A 24,491-nucleotide genomic window follows, 5' to 3' on the forward strand; every position below is an offset into this window, starting at 1 on the left:
CCGGGCTTACTTGGTCAAGGCGTTCCATGGGGTCTCCAGCTTGGTCACGCAATAGCGGTATTTGCCGCTTTTTTCAGGCAGGATTTCCGGCACCAGTTCGACATCGATTTTCACCTGCTTGCCCATGCGGGCGTGGAAGCCGGCCTCGATGCCCTGCCGTTCGCTGTCGCCGAACTGGCCGTCGTACACGATCTGCACGCGGGTCCAGTCCAGGGTCTCCTGGATCACCTTGAAAGCGCGCACAGCGGGCAGGTCGCGCATTATATAGGCCAGCGCCGCGCTGTGGATCAGGGTGCCGTCCTGGTTGATCAGGAAGTCGGTGGTGCGGCCGTGGATTTCCTTCAGCACCGGCAGCGTGCGCCCGCAGCTGCACGGTTCCGGGTCCAGCGCGCCGACGTCCCCGGTGCGGTAGCGGATGAAGGGAAAATCGCCCGACTGCAGGTGGGTGACCACGATTTCGCCCGATTCGCCGGGCGGCAGCTGCCGCCCTTGCGGGTCGAGCACTTCGATCACGATGTCTTCGGCCGTGATGTGCAGCTTGCCGGCCGGGCACTGGTGGGCGATGAAGCCGGCATCGCGGCCGCCGTAGCCATTGGCCACCGGGCAGCCGAACACGCGCTCGATCTGTTCGCGCTGCGACGGGTACAGGCACTCCGAGGTGACGAAGGCGACCCGGATGCCCAGCTTGTCGAGGGCGATGCCCTTGTCTTCCGCATGCGAGGCGATACGCGCCAGCACGGTCGGATAGCCGAACAGCATCTTCGGCTTGCGCTGGCGGATGCGCTGCACATGGCCGTCCAGGCCCGCTTCGGTGGTGGCGAAAGCCGACATCAATTCGGTGCGCATGACCGTGTCGCGCACCGCGCGCACGCGGTCCTGCGCGCTCAACTCGATGGGCGACCCCCAGATCACGATTTCGCGGTCGCCGATGTCGACATTCCACCAGCGCGTGGCGCGCCATTTGGCGGCCACGTCGTGGCTGACGCGGTGGCGCCCGACGAAGAAGGTCAGCGGCGCGCCGGTGGAGCCGCCGGTGTTGTAGCGCACCAGGTTCTGCGCGTTGTCGGCTGTCAGCGCCTCGCTGTGTGCGCGGATGGCGGCTTTGTCCAGCAGCGGCAGGCGCACCAGGTCGGGCACGCCCTGGAAGTCGCGCGCCGGGTCGAAGCCGCTGCGGGCGAAGGCGTCGCGGTAGTACGGCACATGCTGCTGCGCGTGCAGCAGCAGCGCGCGCAGGCGCTCGCGCTGCAGCTGCTGCAGCTTGGGCAGCGGCCAGTATTGGGTCTGCTCCATATGGCGCCGCACGGCCACGCTGCTGTGCTTCTTCAGTTTCTCATGCAGCGGGAACAGGACGCCGGATACCAGGGCGGTGTAAATCATGGGCGGCGCCCTCCTTTGCTTGCCAGTGCCTGGCGGTACACGTCCAGCAGGCACGGTTTGACGCTGGCCCACGCGTACTGGGCCACGCTGGCGCGGCCGGCGCTGCGCAGCGCCTCGGCCAGGCCGGGTTCATCGGCCAGCCGCAGCACGGCCTGCGCCATGGCGGCCGGATCGGCCGGCGGCACCAGCAGCGCCGTCCTGCCGTGCTCCACCACATAGGGCACGCCGCCGACGTCGGTGCTGACCACCAGGGCGCCGCTGGCCAAGGCCTCCAGCACGGAATTGGGCATATTGTCGACCAGGCTGGGGTTCAGCATGATGTCGGCATTGCGGTACAGGGCCGGCATGTCGGCGGTTTCGACGCGGCCGGTGAAATGCACGGCATCGGCCACGCCCAGCTCGCGCGCCAGCTGTTCCAGTGCGCTGCGCAGCGGGCCGGAGCCGGCCACCGTCAGGCGCGCTGCTGGATGGGCCGCCCGCACCAGGGCGAAGGCGCGCAGCGCGCTGGCGTTGTCGTAGATGTCTTCCAGGTTGCGCGCCACCAGCAGGCGCAATCCGCCCAGCGCGCGCGGCGCGGCGGTGGCGGCGAAACGCTCCAGGTTGACGATATTGGGCACGATCACCGCATCGATGCCGTGCTGGCCGAAGACATGGGCCAGGAAGCCGGACGGCACGGCCAGCGCGGCGCAGCGGCGCAGGCTGGGGCGCATCCAGGCCGCGGCCTGCTTCAGGAAGTTGGCCGCTTCGCCGCCCCGGTAGTTCACCACCACCGGCGTGCCGCGCAGGTGGGCAATCCAGATCGCCGGCGCCGCGAACAGGTGCCAGGACCAGCCGGAGTTGGCCATCACGTGGAAGACCTGCACCCGTCCGGCCGCGCGCCACAGCGCGCCGAGATACGGCACCATGCGGAACAGGGCGCGCACGCCGCGCAGCCTGCCGGCCCAGGCCGGGCGGTAAGGCGCGTTGGTCTGCACGAAATCGACGGCGATACCGGCCTCGCGCAGCAAGCCGGCCAGCTGCAAGGCCTGGTTGGCCATGCCGCCCGACGGCGGCGGCAGCGGGCCGACCAGGGCGATGCGCTGCACCTCCGGCCCGCTGAGCGCGTGCGCCGCTGCGGCGAATGCTGGCTGCGAGGCGTTCATGCCAGGGCCTTCTCCGTGAGGCTGCCGTACACCTGGCGGTAGCGCGCCACGCTGGCGGTCCAGTTGCGCTCCTGCTCGACGAAGCGGCGCCCCATCTGGCGGAATTCCTGCCATTTGTGCGGCGCTTCCAGCAAGGCCAGCACCTGCCGCGACAGCGCCCCGGCGTCGTCGGCGGTAAACAGCACGCCGGTGCGGCCGTCCTCGATCAGTTCCTTGTGGCCGCCCACGTCGGACGCCACCATGAGGCGGCCCTGGGCCATGGCTTCCAGCGGCTTGAGCGGCGTGACCAGGTCGGTCAGGCGCATCTTGTGGCGCGGGTAGCACAGCACGTCCACCAGGTTGTAGTAGCGCTGCACTTCGCCGTGCGGCACGCGGCCGGTGAAGATCACATGGTCTTGCACGCCGAGCGCCCTGGCCTGCGCGCGCAGCGCCTCGTCCTGCGGTCCGCCGCCCACCAGCAGCACGCGGATGTCGGGACGCTGCGCCAGCATGGCCGGCAGGGCGTTGAGCAGGATGTCCAGCCCCTCGTAGGCGTAGAAGGAGCCGATGAAGCCCAGCACCGTCTTGCCGTCCAGGCCGAGCTGCTGCGCCAGCGCCTCGTCGCGCGGGCCGCCGATCGCGAAGTCGGCGATATTGACCGCGTTCGGGATCACTTCGATCTTCTTGGCCGGGATGCCGCGCCCGATGATTTCGCTGCGCAGGCCCTCGCAGATGGTGGTGGCGGCGTCCACCCGCTGCAGCGCCCAGGTTTCCATGGCGCGCGTCAGGCGGTAGCGCAGGCCCCATTCCTTGCTGGTGCCGTGGTCGACGGCGGCGTCTTCCCAGAAGGCGCGGATTTCATACACCACCGGGATGCCCAGCTTGCGCCCCACGCGCAGCGCCGCCACGGCGTTCAGGGCCGGCGAGTGGGCGTGCAGCACATCGGGCTTTACCTCCTTCGCCACTTCCAGCAGGCGCGCCGCCAGGGCGTTGATCACGGCCAGCTGGTTCAGCACCGGCAGCCTTGCCAGGGCGCCGCCGGCCGGCGGCGTGCGGTGGAACTCCAGGCCGTCGACGGTTTCGCGCAGCGCGGCGCTGGCGCCCTGCTTCGGGCTGGTGATATGGAAGGTCTGCCAGCCCAGCGCACGCTGGGCCTGCAGGATGGCGCGCGTGCGGAAGGTATAGCCGCTATGCAGCGGAATCGAATGGTCCAGCACGTGCAGGATACGGATACTCATGCCTGCATCTCTTTTTTCAGGAAGGCTTCAAACATCAGCAAGGTCCAGATCGGCGCGCTGTAGTCGCGCCGCCCGCTCAAATGCTGCTCCACCAGTTCGCGCAGGTAGGCCTGGTTGAACATGCCGGTATCGGCCAGGGCAGGTCCCAGCAGCGCTTGCTGCACGCGCGCGCGCAGCGGGCCGCGGAACCAGGACGCCAGCGGCACGGCGAAGCCCTGCTTGCGGCGGTACAGGATATCGTGCGGCAGGTACTTCTCCATCGACTTCTTGAAGATGTACTTGCCCTCGCTGCCTTTCAGCTTCATCTCCGGCGGCAGGCCGGAAATCCATTCCACCAGCTTGTGGTCCAGCAGCGGCACCCGCACTTCCAGCGCATGCGCCATCGAGGCGCGGTCGACCTTGGTCAGGATGTCGCCCGGCAGGTAGGTCTTCATGTCCAGGTACTGGATCATCGACAGCGGATCGTCGGTCGGCGACTTGGCCGCGTGGCCGCGCATCACGTCGATCGCGCTATAGCCCTGCAGGCCGGCGCGGAACTTGTCGGAGAACAGGCGCGCGCGCATGGCGTCGGTCATGATCGAGACGCCGTGGAAATAGCCTTCCACCAGGTCGCGCGAGAGCGCTTCGAAGGTGGTCTTGGCGCGCAACACGCGCGGCGCCCAGTCGGCCTTCGGGTAGACCCGGCCCAGGGTGCCGAACACCGGCTTGCGCAGCATTTCCGGGATGCGCCCGCGCACGCTCTGCTCCGCCATCGCGTAGCGGTAGCGGCGGTAGCCGGCCAGGTTCTCGTCGCCGCCGTCGCCCGACAGCGCCACCGTGACGCGCTTGCGCGCCAGCTGGCACACGCGGTAGGTCGGGATCGCCGAGCTGTCGGCGTACGGTTCGTCGTACAGGTGGGCCAGCGTGTCGAGCAGGCCGTAGTCGTCGGTGTCCACCGTTTCCACGAAATGGTCGGTCCGGTACAGCGTGGCCACCTGCTGCGCGTACGCCGACTCGTCGAAGGCCTTGTCCTGGAAGGCGATCGAGCAAGTGTGCACGGCGCCCTCGTCCAGGCCGGCCATCATCGCCACCACGGCGGAGGAATCCACGCCGCCGGACAGGAAGGCGCCCAGCGGCACTTCGGCCACCAGGCGGATCTTCACCGCTTCGCGCAGGCGCTCCACCAGCTCGCCCTGGGCGTCGCTCTCGGTCATCTTGTCATGCCGCTTGAACGGCACGTCCCAGAACTGCTGCGGCTGCGCCAGCGGCGCGCCGACCTTCTGCGTCAGGCGAAAGCCCGGCGACAGCTTGAGCGCGCCCTGGTAGATGGTCTTCGGCTCCGGCACGTAGCCGTAGGCGAAATAGTCCTCCACCGCCTGCGGGTCGATCTCGCGCGGCAGCGAAGGATGCATGCGCAGCGCTTTCAGCTCGGAGCTGAAGGCGAACCAGCCGTCCGGCGTCATGGCGTAGTACAGCGGCTTCACGCCCAGCCGGTCGCGCGCCAGGAACATCACCTGCTTGTTGCGGTCCCACAGGCCGATGGCGAACATGCCGCGGAAGCGGTGCACGCAGTCCTCGCCCCACTGCTCCCAGGCGTGCACGATCACTTCGGTATCGCTCTTGGTCTTGAAGGTGTGGCCCAGCTCCTTCAGCTCCGCGGTCAGCTCGCGGTAGTTGTAGATTTCGCCGTTGTAGCACACCATGACGCTGCCATCCTCGTTGCCGAGCGGCTGCTGGCCCATGGCGATGTCGATCACCGACAGCCGGCGGTGGCCGAAGCCGATGCCGGGTTCGACATAGGTGTCGCCCTCGTCCGGGCCGCGATGATGCTGGGTGTCGTTCATGCGGCGCAGCAGCGCCTCGTCCACCGCGCGCCCGCCGCGCGCATCCATGATCCCTGTTATTCCGCACATGATGGTACTGGCTTTCTGATTTTGAGCTTACGTTCGCACAAACTGTCGTACATGTCCTGGTAGGCGGCCACCATGGCCGGCATGCTGTATCTGCGCAGCACCCGCTCGCGGCCCGCCTGTCCGTGGCGCCGCGCCATGGCGGGCGCCTCCACATAATGTTTCAGCGCGGCCGCCATGGCCGCCGGGTTGGACGGCGGCACCAGCTGGCCGGTGACGCCGTTGTCGATCACTTCCGGAATGCCGCCCACGCGCGTGCCCACCACCGGCAGGCCGCTGGCCATGGCTTCCAGCGCGGAGCCGGGCGTGCCCTCGGCGATCGAGGACATGGCGAACGCGTCGAAGCTGCGCAGGATGTCCGGCACATCGTTGCGCGCGCCGGGCAGCCAGACCGCGTCGGCGGCGCCGGCCGCGGCGGCCCGGTCGCGCAGCTTGTGCAGCAGCGGGCCGTCGCCGACGATGGCCAGGCGCAGCTGCGCGCGCTGCTTCGGCAGCAGTTCGCGCAGCAGCAGGAAGGCGTCCAGCAGGGTGGCATGGTCCTTCACGTCCTGCACCCGGCCGACGGTGCCGATCACGATCTCGCCCTGGTTGAAGAAGGGGCGCGCCTCCTCGTCCTGCCGCGGGCGGAAGCGCTCGGCGTCGATGCCGTTGGCCAGCATGCGGCTCTTGGCTTTCGGCACCCCGATCACGGCGCGGTTCCATTCCTCCATGGCGGCCGAATTGGCATAGCAGACGTCGTAGAACGGCAGCATCAGGCGGCGCAGGAAATTGTGCTTGCGGTTGCTGCCGTCCGGATCGGTGTGGTCGCGGCCATGGGCGCCGTTGACGCGCACCGGCACCCCCGCCAGCAGCGCCGCCGGCGCATATTCGATGGCCGAGAAGTTATAGGTGTGCAGCACGGCCGGCTGCAGCTGGCGCAGCAGGCGCCACAGCACGGCGTGGGTGGCGGGCGACAGGCCGGGCTGTTTGCCCAGGGTGTGCACCGCGACGCCCGGCTTGCTGATGCGCTTGACGAAGTCGGGATTGACGCGCGTCAGGCAGACGATGGCGTGGCGGTAGCGCTCGGCCGGCATGCGGTTGATGCGCTCGACCATGAGGTTTTCCATGCCGCCGAAATCCAGGGCATAGGTCAGGTGGACGATGAGGGGAATGTCGTTCATGGCCAAGCTCAGGGGCGCCGGTTGGCGGCCAGGCTGCGTTCCAGCGGCGCCAGGTTGCTGTCCAGGAAAGCGCGCATGGCGCCGCGCGCCGCGGCCGGGTCTTCATCATAGGGCGCAAAGACCATCACGGCGGCGCCATCGCTGCTGCCGGTGAGCAGCTTGCTCTTGGCCTGCAGCAGTTTGCCCACATAGTCGCTGCTGGTCATGCTGCCGTTGATCCAGTACCACTGCCACACCAGCAGGCGCCGCCCTTCCACCCCCAGCATGGCTTCGCGCACGGCCACGGTGCGCCCGGCGAAGCGCTCGTCGCGCAGGGCGGCACTGTTTTCGCGGAATTCGGTTTTGGCGTGGCCCAGCTGGTTGGTCGAGCTGACCAGCTTGGCGCCGCCCGCTGCGTCGCGGTAGTACAGCACCGTCAGGCCGACCGGCGGCGCGCCGCCGAAGGACTGGCGCAGGGTGGCGCTGGCCGGGGCGAAGTCCGGTTCCCAGCGGCTAAATTCCGGGCCCGCTGGCGTGGCCGGCGCGAACGCCAGCCGCACCGGCGGCGCAGCGGCGGCGGCGGCCTGGTCGGCGCGGGCGGCCAGCAGCGGCCAGGCCAGCAGCATGGCCAGCACGCCGCCGGCGGCGCCCAGCAGGGGACGGGCTGGCAGCTGCGGCGCCGGCGCGGGGACGGCGGCCGGCGCCGGCGCCGCCTGGAGGTCTTCGCGCCAGAAGCTGCCGATCCAGAACAGCAGCAGCATCACCAGGCCGAAGAAGATCCAGCCGTAGATCAGGTGGTCGACGCCGACCGCCAGCTTCATGCCGCTCAGGTGGCCCATCATCACGATCATGTAGGCGCGCACGCCGTTGGCGGCCAGCGGCACGAGCACCGAGGCCAGTACGAAGGCGGCGCGGCGCCACACGGTGCGATAGCTGAGGTAGGCGAACAGGCAGCCCAGGGTGATGGACGAAATCAGGTAGCGCAGGCCGCTGCACGCTTCCACCACCGACCAGTTGCCGGTGGGGATGGAGAAGCTGTTGCCGTCGCGCAGGACCGGGATGCCGGTCAGGCGCAGCGCATCGACAGTGAAATTGGCGGTCAGCTCGATCAGCGGCGGGATCAGGCTCTCGCCCACCGGCACCGCGAACAGCACGAAGGCCAGCGGGAACAGCAGTGCGCCGGCGACGCGCTTGCCCAGCACAGCCAGCACGCTCAGCGGCAGCATCAGGGCCAGCGCGTACTGGCGCACGATGCCCACTTCGACCAGGTCGGCCAGCAGCCAGGCCGCGCCGCAGGCGGCCAGCAGCGGCATGGCCGGCCAGTACGGGCGCAGCGGCAGCGCCGCCAGCGCGCCGCGCTGGCGCCATACCAGGTATAGGCTGATCGGCAGGATCAGGAAGCCGTGCGCGAAGGTTTCCGAGCGCTCCCAGATCTGCGCCAGCGTCAGCGCCGTTTCGTGGAAGACCAGCAGAGGCAGCAGCATGACCAGCGCCACCAGCAGGGCGTTGCGGGCGCCGTCCGCCGGGGCGGGCGCGCCGGCGCTGCCGGGCGCGGCGTCGGGTCCGCTGGAAGGTAGGGTATTCATGCCGGGGTCCACAGGGCTGGGGCGGCCGCCTGGTCCGGCGCCACCGCGGTTTCGATCATGCGGTCCAGCGGCGCCAGCCGGGCATCCCAGCTATAGGCCGCCAGCACCCGCGCGCGCGCCGCCTGCGCCAGCGCCTCCAGCGCGGCCGGCGGGCCGGCCAGGGCATCGGTCACGGCGGCGATCCATTGCCCGGCGTCTTGCGCCAGCAGCAGCTCGCGCCCGACTTCGGCGTCGATGCCTTCCAGCGCCTGCGGCGTCACCAGCACCGGCTTGGCCATCGCCATGGCTTCCAGCACCTTGTTCTGGATGCCGCGCGCCACGCGCAGCGGCGCCACCGACAGCGCGGCATGCGCCACATAGGCGCGCACATCGGGCACGGTGCCGGTCACGGTGATGCCCGGCTGCGCCGCCAGCGCCTGTACTTCGGCCGCGGGGCGGGCGCCGACGATCACGAAGCGCAGCGCCGGGTCGCGCGCGCGCAGCGCCGGCAGCACCTCGGCCGCGAACCACTGCACGGCGTCGATATTGGGCCAGTAGTCCATGGCGCCGCAGAACACCAGCGCCTTTTCGCCGGCTGCATAGGGATTGGCATACGCGCCGGGCGCGAAGAAAGCGGTATCGACGCCGTTGCTGAAAGAGCCGATGCGCGCCGCGCTTTCCGGCGCCAGCTGGCGGAACAGCGCCGCTTCCGGCTCCGAGACGAACAGCGAGGCGTCGAAGCTGGCGGCGATCTGGCGCTCGTAACGCAGCAGGCGGCTCGCTTCGTAGCGGAACACCAGGCTGGCCGGCCACGGCTTGCGCTCGGCGTACTGGCGCCATTTGTCGGAGTCGACGTCGACGAAATCGATCACGCGGCGCGCCTGCGGCCAGGCCTCGGTGTACTGCGCCATCGGCGAAGAGAACACCACCATGCGGCCGATGCCGTGGCGGCGCATGGTGCTGTCGACCCAGCGCTGCATGCCGGCATGGCGATAGTAGTCATAGGACAGGGAGCGGTTGCGCAGCAGCGCGCCCAGGCTGCGCAACCGCGCGGCGCGCGGCGCCAGACCGACGCAATGGGTCGACGCGCAGATCGCCTCCAGCACCGGCACGTGCTGCCAATCGTCGGGGTCGTCGACGAACGTCGCCAGGTGCACGCGGTAGCGCTGCGCCAGGTGCTTGAGCAAATGCCAGGAGCGGATCTTATCGCCCTTGTTGGGCGGATAGGGCATGCGATGCACCAATAGCAGCAGGTCTTCCACGATTTACCCCAGGTGCTTGACGATGTGAGGGCCCAGCGCATTGGCCAGCGGCAGCGGCATTGCCTTCCACAGCTTGATGAACAGCTGGTATTTGGGATTCAGCGGGTTCACGTCCGGCAGGGTGTCGGACGCGAACAGCTGGTACTCGTACGGGATCGGCTGGGCCGTGAAGCCCCAGTTCTTCTTGAAGTCGAAGGCGCCGGTGCCCTTCTTGCTGCGGCCGAAATCGAAGAGGCGGCAGCCCTTGGCGGCGGCGGCCTGCATCAGGTTCCAGTACATGAAGTCATTGCCCGCCACGTCACGCGCAAGGTCCATGCCGCCGCCGTAGTAGGGCAGCACTTCGTCGCGGAAGAAGAAGCTCAGCACGGCCGCCACCAGCTTGCCGTCCTGCAGGATGACGCGCACTTCGCAGTCGTCCTGGAAGACGTCCTTCAGCATGGCGAAGTATTGTTTCGGGAACACCGGCGTGCCGAGGCGGTGCACGCTGTGGGCGTAGGCGGTGAACATGCGCTCGACATTGTCGTCCACCACGCCTTCCAGTCCCAGCTTGATGCCCTTGCGCACCATGGCGCGCTGCTTGCGCGGGATGGCGTTCAGATTCTCTTCGTCGTCGCCGCTGATGGCCTTGCGGAAGGTGTAATACAGGTCCTTGCCCTGCCACTTCGGATCACCCGGGTGGGCCGGCGCGTAGTTGCGGTATTCCAGGTGGCCCACGCCCAGCGCGGCGGCCAGTTCTTCGGCCGCCTGGTCCAGCAGGCGGCGCGCCGTCTCCGTGATGGCGGCCACGCCGCCGTACACGCAGAACGGCAGCGAAGCGAGGTAGTGGCCGAACAAGCGGCTCTTCATGCGCGCCAGCGGCAGCACGCCGGTGATCACGCCGCCCTCTTCCACGTAAAAGAACCAGGTCGGATGGCCGTAGCATCGCTCGATCACGGTCTGCCAGCCGCTGCGGTGGAAGAAGGTCGCCTGCGGGCAGGTCTGCACGAAGGCGTCCCAGCGGGCGCGCTCGTCGGCGCTATTGCCCAGCAGCTGGACCAGGGGCGCCGCGCCGAAGCCCGGCAAGGCGGGGCCAGCCCCCTGGGCCGGACCCGCTGTGCCGGATTTGCCGGCAGCCACCGCCAATGCGGTGGCCGCTTCGGCTTCGGCCTTGGCCCGTGCGGCGCGGCGCTCGGCCGCCGCTTCGATAATCGACGTCATTGCGGCCCCAGGAAAATGCGGTCCATGCGATCCCACGCGAAATCGCGCGTCAAGGCCCTGATGCGCGACTCCATGCGGTGCAGGTTGACGTAGTGGCGGAAGCGGGTCTTCAGCCCCAGCCCCTCCGGGCGCGGCTGGCCGGGATCGAGCTCCCACGGATGGCAGTAGAAGATGGCCGGCTGGCCGTCTTCCCGGTTCACGCGCCGCATCATGCTGCGCGACAGCGCATACGGCAGCAGGCGGAAATAGCCGCCGCCGCCGGCCGGCAGGTTGCGCTGGCCGATGCGCACCGTGGTGATCGGCACTTCCAGTAAACCCTGCTCGCCGTTCGGATGGAAGGCAAAGCGCGGCGCGTCCGGCATGCCGTAGTGGTCGTGCGCGATCGGGTAAATCGAGGAGCTGTAGCGGTAGCCGGCCTGCTGCAGCACATCGAGCGCCCACAGGTTGCCGGGGCCGATCGAGAAGCTCGGGGCGCGGTAGCCGAGCACCTGCTGGCCGCCGATGTCCTCCAGGATCTGCTTGCTGCTGGCGATATCGTCCAGGAACTGGGCGCGCGACTGGTCGGAGGCGCGCAGGTGGCCGTAGCCGTGGCTGGCCAGCTCGTGGCCGCCGGCCACGATGCGCCGCACCATCTCGGGATAGCGCTCGGCGATCCAGCCCAGGGTGAAGAAGGTGCCCTTGGCGTTGCCCGCATCAAGGATGCCGAGGATGCGGTCGATATTGGCTTCCACGCGGCATTCGCGCTGCGGCCAGCTCTCGCGGCTGATGTGCGGCGCGAACGCCGACACCTGGAAGTAGTCTTCCACATCGATGGTCATCGCATTGCGGACGGCGGCGCCCATGGTCAGCCCCGCGCCTTGAGCCAGTCCAGCACGATGGCGGCGATGCGTTCGGCGGCGCGGCCGTCCCAGAAGTGCGGGATGCGGCCGGCCTTGCCGGCGCCGGCCAGCTGCGCCTCGTAGGCCGCCAGGATGTGCGCCGGGTCGTTGCCGGCGATGGTGTTGGTGCCTTCGTCGACGGTGATCGGGCGCTCGGTGTTGTTGCGCAGCGTGATGCAGGGCGTGCCCAGGGCGGTGGTCTCCTCCTGGATGCCGCCGGAATCGGTCAGCACCACGCGCGCATCCTTCATCAGGCCCAGCATCTCCAGGTAGCCCATCGGCGGCAGCAGCAGCACTTCCGGCCGGTCCAGCAGGTGGCTCAGGCCGAATTTTTCAATGGTGGCGCGGGTGCGCGGGTGCACCGGGAAGATCACCGGGGTGCGTGCGCTGATGTTCGCGGCGGTTTCCAGCAGGCCTTGCAGCACCTCCCGCTCGTCCACGTTCGCGGGGCGGTGCAGGGTCAGCACGGCGTATTCGCCGCGGCCGGCCTTGAACTCGGGGCGGCCCGCATCGGCCGCGATCTGCGCCGCCGGGATGGCGCGCGCCAGGTTGGCGCGCAGGGTGTCGATCATGACATTGCCGACGAAGTGCACGCGGTCGGCCCCGATACCTTCCCGGGCCAGGTTGGCCGCGCCGCTCTCCTCGGTGGTAAACAGCAGGTCCGACAGCTGGTCGGTCAGCACGCGGTTGATTTCCTCCGGCATGGCGCGGTCGAAGCTGCGCAGGCCCGCCTCCACATGGATCACCGGCACGCCCTTCTTGGCCGCCACCAGCGCGCAGGCGATGGTGGAGTTGACGTCGCCCACCACCAGCACGGCGGCCGGCTGCACCTCATCCATGGCCGGCTCGAAGCGCTTCATCACCTCGGCGGTCTGCTGGGCGTGGCTGCCGGAACCGACTTCCAGGTTGATGTCGGGGCTGGGGATGCCCAGCGCCTCGAAATACTGGTGGTTCATGGCCACGTCGTAGTGCTGGCCGGTGTGCACCAGCAGCGCTTCCACCTGCGGCTTCAGCTGGGCAAAAGCGGCCATGATGGGCGCCATCTTCATGAAATTCGGGCGCGCACCGACGACGCACAGGATACGGAAGGGGCTCATTCGTTGCTGTCCTGGTGGATATTGTAGGACGCCGGCGAGCGCACGATCTTCTTCAGGATCGACAGCACCGACGTCAGGGATTTTTCGACGCGCATCATGCGCTCGTCCAGCACGGCCGGGTACGGACTGCCGAACAGCGGCGCCGGGTCGGCGCCCGTTGGGGCGGCGCCAGGCTGCGCTGCCGCGGCATCGGCCGGCGGCGCCTGGAATTCCTGCTGGATATCGCGGATCACCGTGTCCACGTCGGCATCGCTGAATTCCTGCATCTCTTCCAGGAATCCCATCAGCAGCAGGCGGTCCATCAGGTGGTTGGTCTTGCGCGGGATGCCGCCCGTGTATTCGAACACGGCGGCATAGGCGGCCGGAGTCAGGTGCGGGTGGCCGCTCCAGCCCACGGTGCGCAGGCGGTGCTCGATATAGGCATTGCTTTCCGTGCTGTCCATCGGCCCCAGGTGGTAGGTGGCGATGACGCGCTGGCGCAGTTGCGACATGCCGGGGCTGTGCAGGGTGGCGCGGAATTCCGGCTGGCCCAGCAGGAAGGTCTGCAGCAGCGATTTGTCGTCGGTCTGGAAATTGGACAGCATGCGCAATTCTTCCACCACTTTGGGCGTCAGGTTCTGCGCTTCGTCAACCACCAGCAGCGCGCGCTTGCCGTCCTGCTCGCATTGCCGCAGGAAAACCTCCAGCCGGGCCAGCAGGGTGGTCTTGCTGGCCGTGTCCTCGCAGGGCAGGCCGAAACCGCCCACCACGCCGCGCAGCACATCGTCGGAATCGAGGTGGGTGTTGACCAGGTGGCAAGTGACGATCTTGTCCGAGGCAATCTGGTTGAACAGATTGCGCACCAGGGTGGTCTTGCCGGCGCCCACTTCGCCCGTGATGACGATGAACCCCTCGCCCTGCGACAGGCCATATTCCAGATAGGCCATGGCCCGCTTGTGGCCCTTGCTGCCGTAGAAGAAGTGCGGGTCGGGCCGCAGGCGGAAGGGCTTGTCGCTCAGCCCGTAATAGCTTTCATACATGAGGAGACCTTGCTGCTCAGAATTTGGTTGTGATCGCGGCGGCCACGGCGTTTTCCGTGTACTGCTGCCCGCCCAGGCCGGTGCTCCCGCGCACATGGCGCAATTCCACGCTGCCGCTGGTGCGCGAGCTGTAGGTGCGCGCCAGGTTCAGGTGCAGATCGCGCTGGTGGCTGCTGCGCGCATCGCTCAGCGATTTGGCGTTGATGGCATTGCCGATCAGGGTCAGCACCGTTTGCGCGCCCGGCTTGTAGCTGACGCTGGCCAGCACGCCGAGCTGGTCGGTGTTGTCGTTCAGCGTCGACAGGGAACTGCCCAGCAAGCGGCTATCGACCTGCTGGCTCGACAGCATCTCGCGCTTGGTCTTGAACACGCTCAGCGTGCTGGTGGTGCGCGCCAGCTGCCAGCCGACCGCGGCATTGAACTGCTTCATCAGCGAATAGCGGTTGCTGAGGAAGTTGACGCTGGTGGCCAGCGACTTCGGCAGCCCGGCCGACTGGATATACGCCGCCACGGCGGCGGCGCGCAGCTGGGCGTCGGGAATCTGGGCGCGGAACAGGTTGTCCAGCATGCTCGCCGTGTTGACCGCCTGCGGCAGCAGGAACTGGCTGCGCGTGGTGCTGACCGAATCGCTGTAGGCGACGTTCCAGACCGTGCCGCGGCTGCGGTGCTGCAGCGCCAAGCTGTAGCTGGGGCCGTAGAAGCGGTGGCCGGCCGTGGCCTGGATCGAGGTGCGCGCGGAAGGCGTCCACTGCAGGTTGCCGCCGTAGGCCACGCCGGACTGGGAGCCGCCCAGGCCGCTGTAATCGTAATCGTCGTAGCCGCCGAACACCCCCAGGTTCAAGGTCGGCGACACGGCATAGCGCAGGTTCAGGTTGGCGGCCTTGGAGCTGGTGTTCTGCTGGCGTTCGCCGCCGCCCGCTTCCGGCAACTGTTCATCGATCACCGAACGCATCACGCTGGCATCCCAGCCGAAGCGGCGGAAGGTCGGGCCGCTGGTCAGTTGCGCGCTGAGGGTATTGCCGTCGCTGCGGCGCATGCCGATATTGTCGGTGCTGACCGAATCGCGCGCATAGCGCAGCTCGCCGTTGGCAAACGCGCCGAAGCGGTGCACCAGGTAGGGACTGACACGGTAGGTGCGCACCTCGTTGCGGTTGGTGCGCAGGTAATCGTTGCCCGAGGAAAGCGGGCCGAACAGCGAGGTGGCTTGCTGGCGGATGGTGGCGCCGGCATCGAGGTAGAGCAGCTCTTCCACCAGGCGCGACTTGAGCTTGCCGTCCAGGTCCTGGCTGTGGCGCAGGGCGCCGCTGCGGCGCGAGCCGGAGTATTCGTAGAGGCTGAGCGCGTAATTGAAACTGAGATCGAAGCGCGCCGAGTGGTTCAGCAGCTGGAAGCCCGGCGTCATCTGCAGCACCATGCCGCCGCCGGACCGGTCCTCGGGCAGCAGGGCGACATTGTCGGAATAGGTGGCGCGCGCCGCCGCCACCGGCGTGAAATCCCAGGCCGCATGGGCCGGGCAGGCCGCACCCAAGCCCGCCGCCAGAGGCAGCAGGGCCAGACGGCTACGCTTAGCCATAGTGATAGTCATACGTTTCGGTACCCGGGAATTCGCGCGACTTGTTGTAGATCAGGTTGACGTTATTCAAGCCTTCCAACTGGCGCAGCGATTCCTTGACCGCATGCTGGGTGGTGCGTTCCGATTCCACCACCAGCACGATCTGGCCCATATTCGAGGCCAGCACATGCGATTCCGAGGTCAGCAGGAGCGGCGGCGAATCGAAGATCACGATACGGTCCGGGTAGCGGTTGGCGATCTCGGTCACCAGGTTCTTCATCATGTGCGACGCCAGCAGCTCGGTGGCGCGCGGCGAACTGGTGCCGGCCGGCAGGATCGACAGGGTGTTGACATTGGTGCGCAGCATGACGTCGGCCATGTCGACATTGTCGTCCAGCAGGATGTCCATCAGGCCGCGCTGGGCCGGCAAGCCCAGGGTGCGCAGCACCGACGGGCGCGCCACGTCGGCGTCGACCAGCAGCACGGTGTGGTCCAGTTCCATGGCGATGCTCATGGCCAGATTGATCGAGCAGAAGGTCTTGCCTTCGCCCGGCAGCGAGCTGGTGATCATGATCAGGTTGCCCGGGTTGTCGCCCGGCTTGCGGGCGGCAAAGGCACGCTTGATCAGCGGGCGCTTGATGATGCGGAAGTCTTCCACCAGCGAGGTGCGGCCGCCGGCGGCCGTGACCAGGCCGGCTTCATGCATGCGTGCCAGATCCAGTTCCACCGTGTGGGTGGTGCGGCGCGGCCCCTCGCTGCGCGGCTGCAGCGAGGCCAGCACCGGCATCACCGGCGATTCGGCGGGGGCGATGGCCGGGGCGGCGGCAGGTGCGGCAGTGGCGGCAGGTGCGGCGGCAGGTGCGGCGGCTGGCGCGGCAGCGGCGACCGGCGGCGCTGCTTCGGCGACCGGTGCCGCGACCGGTGCCGTTGCCTGGCTCATACTGGCGTCAGCAGCCGCTTCGGCAGGACGCTGGCCGAGGCGGTTGGCGGCTTTTTCGATAATGCTCACGTGGTGGACTCCCTGGGTGTTGCGGGCTCAGGCGGCACGCAGCAAGGTAACGGTGATGACGCCGCCAAAGGCGGTGAACAGCGAGGCCACCGCCAGGCCGAAGCCGTACAGGCGGCGGCGGCGCGAGGATTTCTGGGTTTCGGTCCAGTTCATGCCGATGCTGCCCAGGATCGGCACGCCGGTGACTTCGCGCAGGCTGTGCTGGCTGAGGAAAGTGGGCCGTACTTGGCTCATCAGGAATGCGCTGCCCAGGCCCACCAGCAGGGAGGCAACGAAGACGATGGAATAGAAGCGCGCGCGGTTGGGGCCGACCGGGGTCTGCGGCACGTTCGGCGGGTCGATCACGCGGAAGCTCATCATGTCGGTGGCCGAGCTCAGGTCGCCGGACAGCTTGGCCGCCTCGCGGCGCTGCACCAGCTTCTCGTAGTTTTCCTTGTTGATCGCGTAGTCGCGGTTGAGCTGGGCCAGCTGGGCTTCCACTTCCGGCGCTGCCGTGCTCTGCGAGCGCATGCGTTCCATGCGCGCCGAGTACTCGCTGACACGGGCCTTGAGCGAGGCCACGCGCGCCTCTTCCACCGAGAGCGCCACATTCATCTGCTGCAGCATGGGGCTGTAGGCCAGGCCCGGGTCGCTGCTCTTGGCCAGTTTCTTCGCCTCATCCTTCTTGCGCTGCTGCAGGGTGGCGATCAGGCGCTTGGACGAGACGATGTCCGGGTGTTCCTCGGTGTACTGCATGCGCAGGGTGTCGAGCTGTTTTTCCAGCGTCGCGATGCGGCCGTCGATTTCCGGATTGCTGATATTGGCCTGGTCGCTCGACGGCGCCATATCTTCGCCGGCGATCTGGCGCTTGATGGCATTGCGGGCCTGCTCCGATTCCGTCAGTTCGAGGCGGGCCTGGGCCAGCTTTTCCGACAGGTCGCCCAGGTTGCTCGAGTAGTCGGTGCCCTGGCGCGGCAGCAAGCCCATATTGCGGATCTTGAATTCCTTGAGCGCGTTCTCGCCCGAGGCCAGGCGCTCCTCATACATCTTGATCTGGTCGTCGATGAACTGGACGGCCTTTTCCGAATCCTGCTTCTTGCCGCCGAAGGAGCCCTCGACGAAGATGGTCAGCAGGGACTGCACCACGTCCTTGCCCAGCTTGGGATTTTCGTTGTTGTAGGAAATCGTATAGATATCGTCGCGCTCGGTGCCGATGACCTTGATGGCCGTCATCAGCTCGTCGATCTGCTTCTCGTGTTCCTTCGGATCCTTGGCCTTGATGTCCAGGTCGACCATGCGCAACACGCGCTCGACATTGGGACGGCTGATCAGGGTGCGGCGCATGAACATGACCTGCTGTTCCACATTGGGCGTGGTGGTCATGCCCGACATCAGCGGTTTCAGAATGCTCTGGGTATCGACATACACGCGGGCCGACGCCATGTAATCGTTCGGCAGGCGGTACACCACGGCCCAGCCGACGATGGCCACCAGCCAGGCGATTGCTACTGCATACCAGCGGTACTTTCCGATTGCCTTAAGAAAGGTCAACAGCAAGGCCATTAATTCTGCCATCTCGATCACTCATCCTTGGTTAAGACAGGCAAACTGTCGCAATACCGACTTCTAATATTGCCTAAATAACATCTAATCTCTATCATACAGCAGAACACGCTGCCTGTTACTATTAATTTATGCCTGTTGTGCGCTGATGACGAAAAGAATTTAACATTTCCACTTGGAAATTCACCATTCCGGAGACCCCATGGTCAAGCTGATTTCACTTTTGCTGGCGGCCTGCCTGCTGTGCACCAGTCCCGCCGCGCCTGCCGCCCCCCTGCCCCGCACCATTGCCGCCGTCAAGCCCAGCGTGGTGGGCATCGGCACCTTCAACCGCACCCGCAGTCCCGCCATCGTATTCCATGCCACGGGTTTTGTGGTGGGCGATGGTTTGTCCGTGATCACCAACGCGCACGCGGTGACGGCGCTCGATTCCGAAAAGCTGGAAACGCTCGGCATTGTCACCGGCAAGGGCGACCAGCTGCAGTTCCGTGAAGCCAGCGTGGTCACCATCGACCGCGCCCACGACCTGGTGCACCTGCGCCTGACCGGCAACCCGCTGCCGGCCTTGACCCTGGCCGGCAACGATATGCTGGACGAGGGCAGCGACCTGGTGTTTACCGGCTACCCGCTCGGCATCCTGCTCGGCCTCAACCCGGTCACCCACCGCGCCCTGCTGGCGGCGCAAACGCCGGCCATCCTGCCCACCCCGACCTCGCGCGGGCTGAACCCGCGCGCCGCCCTGCAGCTGCAGCGTGGCGCGCCGTTCACGATTTACCAGCTGGACGGTACGGCATACCCCAGCAATAGCGGCAGCCCCGTGTATGATCCCGAAACCGGCGCCGTGGTGGCGGTCATCAATATGACCCTGGTCAAAGGCACCAAGGAAAGCGCGATCACCGATCCAAGCGGCATCAGCTACGCCATCCCGGTGCGCCATGTACGCGAATTGCTACAACAAGGCAGCATACCGAAATAGAAGGTAAACTAGCAAGACTCGTGGTATAACCGGCAATGCTAAAAAGCAAACAAGGAGAATAATGTGAAGATGCAATCCAAGCTGGCCCGTTTCGTCGCCGCGAGCGCCGTGCTGCTGGGCGCACTGGGCCTGGGCGGCTGCGCCGCCACCCACGGCAACGCCCCGGCCGATGCCGGCGTCGTTCCGCAAACGGATTACCTGATCGGCCCGGGCGACAATCTCAGCATCATCGTCTGGCGCAACCCGGAAGTGTCGCAAGTGGTGCCGGTGCGCCCCGACGGCAAGATCACCACCCCGCTGGTGGAAGATTTGCCGGCCAGCGGCAAGACCTCCACCGAGCTGGCGCGCGATATCGAAAAAGCGCTGGCCAAGTTCATCCAGCAACCCGTGGTGACCGTGATCGTGACCGGCTTCGTCGGCACGTACGGCGAACAGATCCGCGTGATCGGCCAGGCCGCCAAGCCGCAGTCGCTGCCGTATCGCCGCGACATGTCCATCCTCGACGTGATGATCGCGGTCGGCGGCGTCACCGAATTTGCGGCCGGCAACAAGGCCAGCATCATCCGCATGGTCGACGGCAAGCAGCAGCAGTTCACCGTGCGGCTGAACGACCTGATCAAGGATGGGGATATTTCCGCCAATGTGCCGATGCGCCCCGGCGATATCCTCGTCGTCCCGGAAAGTTTCTTCTAAACTTGGTATTAGGGCGAAAGTTGCCCGCGGGTGTCGAGAATTCTTACAGTTCAAGATATGATAGCCAGGCAGGATACTTTTCAGTCCTGCCTGACATGGCTAACCGCCTGATTCTTCAGGTGTTGCCTAGGTGAAACGCGTATCTGGAACGGTACTTGCTTGTTCACTAAGTAATATGGGCAATTGCCTTCTACCAATTCGCAAGGACAAGACGTGGCCAACGAACAACAGCCCGGCAAGCCATTGAGCGCCCAAGGCGCGGCGCGCCGCCGCTTTACCCGCGCCGGTGCCGCTGCATCCGGCGTCCTGCTGACCGTCCATAGCCAACCCGGCATGGCGGCCGTGATTTGCGCCGGGCCGTCGGGCTTCCAGTCCGGCCTGGTCAGTGCGCGCAATGTCGATCCCGGCGCCTGTGCCGGGCGTTCCCCCGGTTTCTGGAAAAATGCCGATACCGCGGGCAGCGGCGGCGGCAAGGGCAAGCCGCCCAAGGAGCCGCTGCCGAACAAGGTATGGCCGGCCGGCGCCACCGCCAACACCAAATTCCGCACCGTGTTTACCTGCACGGCGGCGATGGGGCAGACCTACGGTTCGGATACCTGCACCCTGGACTGGATCCTCGGCAGCAATGCCGGCTGGGACAAGCACAACCTGGGCGCCCACCTGGTGGCCGCCTACCTGAATGTGCTGGCCGGCTACACCGGCTACCTGACCGTCAACCAGCTCAACGCCATCTGGAACGAGTGGCGCGACTACGGCTATTACACGCCGACCGCCGGCGTGAAATGGACCGCGTCCCAGATCGTGCAATACCTGAGCGGAACGATGTCTTGACGGCCCCGGCCTGGCGCATCCTGCCAGGCCAGTCCCTGCGCCACCGCAGCTGGGACGGCCAGGCCGTGCTGTACAACGACGTGTCCGGTTCCACCCACCTGCTGGACCAAGCCACCCTGGACTTGCTGCACGCCTTGCGCGACGGCGACATCACGCCCGATGAACTGGCCGATCCCGACCTGGCGCCGGCCCTGGCCGCGCTGCAGAAACTCTACCTGGTGGAAGCATGCTGACCGTCGCCAGCCTGGCCCCGGAGGCGCTGCACGCGCGCCTGGCGGGCGCCGGCCTGCGCCTGCGCACGGGCCGCTTCACGGTACGGCTGCAGGCCGACCTGCCCAGCGTGACGGCCGGCATCGCCCTGCTGTATGGCGGCTATCCCCTGCTGCAGGACGACGACTTCGCCGAATTCCACCTGAAGCTGGCGCGTCCGCGTTCGGCGCGCCGCTGGCTGCGCCCGCAAGTCCGGCTGGCCTGCGACGGCTATGAAATGTTCCAGCCGATGCCGCTGCAGCACGCCTTCCCCATGTTCGAGTGGGGCTTCAACTGGTGCGTCTCGAGCCGCGCCCACCGCTACCTGATGGTGCATGCCGCCGTGCTGGAACGTAATGGCCGCGCCGTGATCCTGCCGGCGCCGCCCGGTTCGGGCAAGAGCACCCTGACCGCCGCCCTGTCCGGCAAGGGCGGCTGGCGCCTGCTGTCGGACGAACTGACCCTGCTGGAACTGGACAGCGGCCTGCTGGTGCCCAACCCGCGCCCGATCAGCCTGAAGAACGCCTCCATCGACATCATCCGCCGCTATGTGCCGGACGCCGTGCTCAGCACGCCGGTGCAGGACACCCTGAAAGGCACGGTGGCGCATATGCGCGCGCCGGGCGACTGCGTGGCGCGCGCCGCCGAGACGGCGCTGCCGGCCTGGATCGTGTTCCCGCATTACCAGGCGGGCGCCGCCACCACGCTGGAAGCGCTGCCGCGCGCCGCCACCTTCATGGAACTGGCCGGCAACAGCTTCAATTACAGCGTGCTGGGCGCCGCCGGCTTCGCGGCGCTGGGCGATCTGGTCGAGCGCGCCGCCGGCTTCCGTTTCCGCTATAGTGCGCTGGATGAAGCCCTGGACACCTTTGCCCGCCTCGATGCCTTTGCCGCCTGACGGGCCGCTGCTGCTGCGCATCCTGCGCGCGCCGGAGCAAGCGGCCGCCCTGGCGCCGGCCGGCTGGGACCTGCTGCTGCGGCAGGCGGAAACAGCCAACCTCAGCGCCACCCTGCATGACTGGCTGGACCAGCATGGCGTCCTGGCGCAGGCCTTGCCGCAGGCGCGCGAGCAGCTGTCCTGGAGCGCCGTGCTGGCGCGCCGCCACCGCCAAGCCACCTACTGGGAAATCCGCCTGATCGGCCGGGCGCTGGCCGGGCTCGGCCTGCCGCTGCTGCTGCTGAAAGGCGGCGCCTATGCCGCCGCCGGCCTGCCGCCGGCCGCCGGGCGGCTGTTTTCCGATATCGACATCCTGGTGCCGGAAGCCAGCCTGCCACAGGTGGAAGCGGCCCTGATGCGCCACGGCTGGGCCGGCCAGCAGCATGACGCCTACGACCAGCGCTACTACCGCGAATGGATGCACGAGCTGCCGCCCATGAGCCATGTGCTGCGCCAGACCACGATCGACGTGCACCACACCATCCTGCCGCGCAGCGCCGCCCAGCGCCCCGACCCGCATGCGCTGCGCGCCGCCGCGCGGCCCCTGGCCGAACCGGCCGGCGCCGCCGTGCTGGCGCCGCTGGACATGGTGCTGCACAGCGCCACCCACCTGTTCGCGGACGGCGAGTTCGACAAGGGCTTGCGCGACCTGTGGGATTTGCACCGCCTGTTGACCCATTTCGGCGCGCACGAGCCCGGCTTCTGGGACGCCCTGCCGGCGCGGGCGCGCCAGATGCAGCTGCAGCGCTTCATGTGCTACGGCCTACGCTACAGCGCCCTGCTGCTCGGCACGCCGGTGCCGCCGGCCACGCTGGCCGCCATGGCGGGCGACGGCCCGCCGCCCGCCTTGCAGGCCCTGATGGATGCCCTGTTCACGCGCGCCCTGCTGCCCCACCATGCCAGCTGCCGCGGCGCCGGCGGCAAGCTGGCCGACTTTCTGCTGTATGTGCGCGGCAACTGGCTGCGCATGCCGCCGCTGCGCCTGGCACGCCACCTGTTCCACAAGGCATTTTTGACACCGAAAAACTCGCCCGGCGCGGCCGTATAACGCCAGCGCCTGCCAACTCTGCCGGTCTACAATGGTGCATGGATCTTGCCAAGCAAGGCGCCATGCTGTTGCTGGCCGCGCTGGCCCTGCCGGCCGCGGCACAGAATGCCGCCACCCTGATCGACCGCGCGCTGCGACTGGAACATGGCGAAGGCGTGGCGCGCGATCCCGCCGCCGCCGCCGCGCTCTACTGCCAGGCGGCCCGCCTGGGTGCGCCCCAAGCCCAGTATGCGCTGGGCTGGATGTATGCCAACGGGCGCGGCGTCCTGCACGACGACGGCGCCGCCTGGCGCCTGTTTGCCCTGGCCGCCGAGCAAGCCCATCCGCAAGCGCAGCACATGCTGGGCCTGCTGGCCGCGGCACCGCAGGCCGCCCTGCCCGCCTGCATGGCGCCGGAGCCGGCCCTGCTGGTCGAGGCCGGTGACGCAGCAGCCGAGCTGCGCGAGGTGCCGGCCGCCCTGCGCCGGCTGGTGGAAAGGCTGGCGCCGCAGTACGAGGTGGACCCGGCCCTGGCCCTGGCCGTCATGGCCGTGGAGTCGGGCTTCAACCAGCACGCCGTCTCGCCGAAGAATGCGCGCGGGCTGATGCAGCTGATTCCCACCACCGCCAGCCGCTTTTGCGTGCTGGACGCCTTCAATCCGGAACAGAATGTGCGCGGCGGCCTGGCCTACCTGCGCTGGCTGCTGACCCGCTTCGGCGGCGATGTGCAGCTGGCGGCGGCGGCCTATAACGCGGGCGAACAGGCGGTCGAGCAGTACGGCGGCGTGCCGCCGTATGCCGAGACGCGCGCCTACGTGCAGCGCATTGCCGCGCTGTATGGCAAGCCGGCGCATCCGATGGCGGCCGGCCCGCACAGCGCCTGCCGCCGCCAATAAAAAAACCGCCCTTGCGGGCGGTTTCTCGGACGGCGCGCTGCGCTTAAGCGGCGCGGCGGCGGCGGGCCACGGCCACGCCCAGGATACCGAGGCCAAGCAGGGCCAGCGAACCTGGCTCAGGTACCTGGCGGGTTTGCAGGGCAAACTGGCCGCCGTTCAGGGTCAGCAGGCTGTTCGGCGGGCTCTGATGGTAATTGGCCGGCAGGCCGAAGGCGCTCAGCATGTTCGGATCCATCGGATTCGAACCATCGAGGTGGGCGTTCGAGGTGACGAAGCCCAGGGTGAAGCCGGCCAGCAGGTCGTTACCCAGGGCATCGGTCCAGACGCCGGCCATCAGGCTGGTGGCCACGAATTGCAGCGAGATCACGCCATTGTCCAGCGGCACGCCGTTGGCGTCGATCTGGCCACCGCCGCCCGCGAGCTGGGTGAAGGTGCCGATTTTCACGCCCGTGGTCGAACCGTAGGCGTTGGCGGAGCCGGTGCCGTAGGCGGTGCCGGGGCCGACGCCGTTCCACCAATAAAACTCCAGGGTGCCGCCGGCATTGAAGGTGAAGTTGCCGCCCAGGTTGCCGCTACCGGTACCGCCCACATAGCGGGCAGTCAGCTGCTGGTTGAAGTTCAAGGGCAGGGACGCACCGGCGTTGATGGTCTTGATGTTGAAGAAGCCATTGTCGGTAAAGGTGAACGGTGCGCCAGGTGCCGGGCCGCCAGGAATGGTGTTCTGGATGAAGCTCGCACCATTGAAGTTCAGGTTGTCGATACCGGCCGTGTTGATCGGGGCGCCCAGCGGCTGCAGGTTCAAACGCCAGTCGTCGAGCTGGGCTGCTTGTGCTGCATTGCTGAACAGTGCAGCGCCGGCCAGGGCAATCCCGCCCAGTACCGAATACAACTTAGTCATGGTGGTTTTCACTATCTGTTCTCCTTGGATTCACATCGTATGTAGCGTTCTACATCCAAGTACGTAGCAGCTTCCGTGCCACTGCTCTAAGTCATTGTT

The 24,491-nt window shown here is 67.5% G+C and carries 22 protein-coding genes; 7 read left to right on the plus strand and 15 right to left on the minus strand.

Going from position 1 to position 24,491, the window contains the following annotated elements; all coding sequences use genetic code 11:
* Positions 1 to 6 precede the first annotated feature (6 nt).
* From H597_RS0117200 to H597_RS0117265, 14 genes are read right to left on the minus strand one after another with little or no spacing between them, the layout of a single operon-like run.
* Positions 7 to 1,377: a phenylacetate--CoA ligase family protein gene (locus tag H597_RS0117200; protein WP_028103216.1), complete on the minus strand. Its 1,371-nt coding sequence runs from the start codon at positions 1,375 to 1,377 to the stop codon at positions 7 to 9.
* Positions 1,374 to 2,519 carry a glycosyltransferase family 4 protein gene (locus H597_RS0117205; protein WP_083941153.1) on the minus strand — a complete coding sequence of 382 codons (1,146 nt, stop codon included), beginning with the start codon at positions 2,517 to 2,519 and terminating at the stop codon, positions 1,374 to 1,376. The genes H597_RS0117200 and H597_RS0117205 overlap by 4 nt, the downstream gene beginning before the upstream one ends.
* Positions 2,516 to 3,730: a TIGR04063 family PEP-CTERM/XrtA system glycosyltransferase gene (locus H597_RS0117210; RefSeq protein WP_028103218.1), complete on the minus strand. Its 1,215-nt coding sequence runs from the start codon at positions 3,728 to 3,730 to the stop codon at positions 2,516 to 2,518. Before H597_RS0117210 ends, H597_RS0117205 begins: the two co-directional genes overlap by 4 nt.
* Positions 3,731 to 3,732: 2 nt before the next feature.
* Positions 3,733 to 5,628, minus strand: coding sequence for an XrtA/PEP-CTERM system amidotransferase (locus H597_RS0117215; RefSeq protein WP_028103219.1), 1,896 nt, complete (start codon positions 5,626 to 5,628; stop codon positions 3,733 to 3,735).
* Positions 5,616 to 6,785 (minus strand): TIGR03088 family PEP-CTERM/XrtA system glycosyltransferase, encoded by a 1,170-nt coding sequence (locus H597_RS0117220; protein ID WP_028103220.1) that lies wholly within the window; start codon positions 6,783 to 6,785, stop codon positions 5,616 to 5,618. The genes H597_RS0117215 and H597_RS0117220 overlap by 13 nt, the downstream gene beginning before the upstream one ends.
* Before the next feature lie 8 nt (positions 6,786 to 6,793).
* Positions 6,794 to 8,350, minus strand: coding sequence for an exosortase A (gene xrtA, locus H597_RS0117225; protein ID WP_028103221.1), 1,557 nt, complete (start codon positions 8,348 to 8,350; stop codon positions 6,794 to 6,796).
* The gene (locus H597_RS0117230) at positions 8,347 to 9,591 is read right to left on the minus strand and encodes a TIGR03087 family PEP-CTERM/XrtA system glycosyltransferase (protein ID WP_028103222.1); all 1,245 of its coding nucleotides are present in this window, start codon (positions 9,589 to 9,591) and stop codon (positions 8,347 to 8,349) included. Before H597_RS0117230 ends, xrtA begins: the two co-directional genes overlap by 4 nt.
* A gap of 3 nt (positions 9,592 to 9,594) precedes the next feature.
* Positions 9,595 to 10,788 carry a FemAB family XrtA/PEP-CTERM system-associated protein gene (locus H597_RS0117235; RefSeq protein ID WP_083941154.1) on the minus strand — a complete coding sequence of 398 codons (1,194 nt, stop codon included), beginning with the start codon at positions 10,786 to 10,788 and terminating at the stop codon, positions 9,595 to 9,597.
* Positions 10,785 to 11,630, minus strand: a complete 846-nt coding sequence (locus H597_RS0117240) for an XrtA system polysaccharide deacetylase (protein WP_028103224.1) — start codon at positions 11,628 to 11,630, stop codon at positions 10,785 to 10,787. The genes H597_RS0117235 and H597_RS0117240 overlap by 4 nt, the downstream gene beginning before the upstream one ends.
* Before the next feature lie 2 nt (positions 11,631 to 11,632).
* Positions 11,633 to 12,763 (minus strand): non-hydrolyzing UDP-N-acetylglucosamine 2-epimerase, encoded by a 1,131-nt coding sequence (wecB, locus tag H597_RS0117245; protein WP_028103225.1) that lies wholly within the window; start codon positions 12,761 to 12,763, stop codon positions 11,633 to 11,635.
* Complete coding sequence (locus H597_RS0117250; RefSeq protein ID WP_028103226.1) at positions 12,760 to 13,782, minus strand: XrtA/PEP-CTERM system-associated ATPase; 1,023 nt, start codon at positions 13,780 to 13,782, stop codon at positions 12,760 to 12,762. The genes wecB and H597_RS0117250 overlap by 4 nt, the downstream gene beginning before the upstream one ends.
* 16 nt (positions 13,783 to 13,798) lie before the next feature.
* Positions 13,799 to 15,355, minus strand: coding sequence for a TIGR03016 family PEP-CTERM system-associated outer membrane protein (locus tag H597_RS0117255; RefSeq protein WP_028103227.1), 1,557 nt, complete (start codon positions 15,353 to 15,355; stop codon positions 13,799 to 13,801).
* A complete protein-coding gene (locus tag H597_RS0117260) occupies positions 15,348 to 16,343 on the minus strand; it encodes an XrtA-associated tyrosine autokinase (RefSeq protein WP_028103228.1) in 996 nt (331 codons plus the stop codon). Before H597_RS0117260 ends, H597_RS0117255 begins: the two co-directional genes overlap by 8 nt.
* Positions 16,344 to 16,370: 27 nt before the next feature.
* The gene (locus H597_RS0117265) at positions 16,371 to 17,897 is read right to left on the minus strand and encodes an XrtA system polysaccharide chain length determinant (protein WP_028103229.1); all 1,527 of its coding nucleotides are present in this window, start codon (positions 17,895 to 17,897) and stop codon (positions 16,371 to 16,373) included.
* A gap of 190 nt (positions 17,898 to 18,087) precedes the next feature.
* Here H597_RS0117265 and H597_RS0117270 point away from each other — a divergent pair, with 190 nt between their 5' ends.
* The 7 genes from H597_RS0117270 (at position 18,088) to H597_RS31365 (ending at position 23,494) form a co-directional block, all read left to right on the plus strand.
* Entirely contained in the window at positions 18,088 to 18,861 is a 774-nt protein-coding gene (locus H597_RS0117270; RefSeq protein WP_028103230.1) for a S1 family peptidase, read from the plus strand.
* A 69-nt stretch (positions 18,862 to 18,930) separates the two neighbouring features.
* Entirely contained in the window at positions 18,931 to 19,554 is a 624-nt protein-coding gene (locus tag H597_RS0117275; RefSeq protein ID WP_028103231.1) for an XrtA/PEP-CTERM system exopolysaccharide export protein, read from the plus strand.
* Positions 19,555 to 19,767: 213 nt separating this feature from the next.
* Positions 19,768 to 20,385, plus strand: a complete 618-nt coding sequence (locus tag H597_RS33390; protein WP_028103232.1) for a hypothetical protein — start codon at positions 19,768 to 19,770, stop codon at positions 20,383 to 20,385.
* Positions 20,382 to 20,618, plus strand: a complete 237-nt coding sequence (locus H597_RS0117285) for an HPr-rel-A system PqqD family peptide chaperone (protein ID WP_028103233.1) — start codon at positions 20,382 to 20,384, stop codon at positions 20,616 to 20,618. Before H597_RS33390 ends, H597_RS0117285 begins: the two co-directional genes overlap by 4 nt.
* The gene (locus tag H597_RS0117290; protein WP_051293878.1) at positions 20,612 to 21,532 is read left to right on the plus strand and encodes an HprK-related kinase A; all 921 of its coding nucleotides are present in this window, start codon (positions 20,612 to 20,614) and stop codon (positions 21,530 to 21,532) included. The genes H597_RS0117285 and H597_RS0117290 overlap by 7 nt, the downstream gene beginning before the upstream one ends.
* Positions 21,486 to 22,619, plus strand: coding sequence for a nucleotidyltransferase family protein (locus tag H597_RS0117295; protein WP_211232063.1), 1,134 nt, complete (start codon positions 21,486 to 21,488; stop codon positions 22,617 to 22,619). The genes H597_RS0117290 and H597_RS0117295 overlap by 47 nt, the downstream gene beginning before the upstream one ends.
* A gap of 38 nt (positions 22,620 to 22,657) precedes the next feature.
* A complete protein-coding gene (locus H597_RS31365) occupies positions 22,658 to 23,494 on the plus strand; it encodes a lytic transglycosylase domain-containing protein (protein WP_051293879.1) in 837 nt (278 codons plus the stop codon).
* Positions 23,495 to 23,537: 43 nt separating this feature from the next.
* Here H597_RS31365 and pepA read toward each other — a convergent pair whose 3' ends face one another.
* Positions 23,538 to 24,392 carry a flocculation-associated PEP-CTERM protein PepA gene (gene pepA, locus H597_RS0117305; RefSeq protein WP_154668148.1) on the minus strand — a complete coding sequence of 285 codons (855 nt, stop codon included), beginning with the start codon at positions 24,390 to 24,392 and terminating at the stop codon, positions 23,538 to 23,540.
* Positions 24,393 to 24,491: the final 99 nt, after the last annotated feature.

This window comes from Pseudoduganella violaceinigra DSM 15887 (assembly GCF_000425385.1).
In the GTDB taxonomy this organism is placed as follows: Bacteria; Pseudomonadota; Gammaproteobacteria; order Burkholderiales; family Burkholderiaceae_D; genus Rugamonas; species Rugamonas violaceinigra.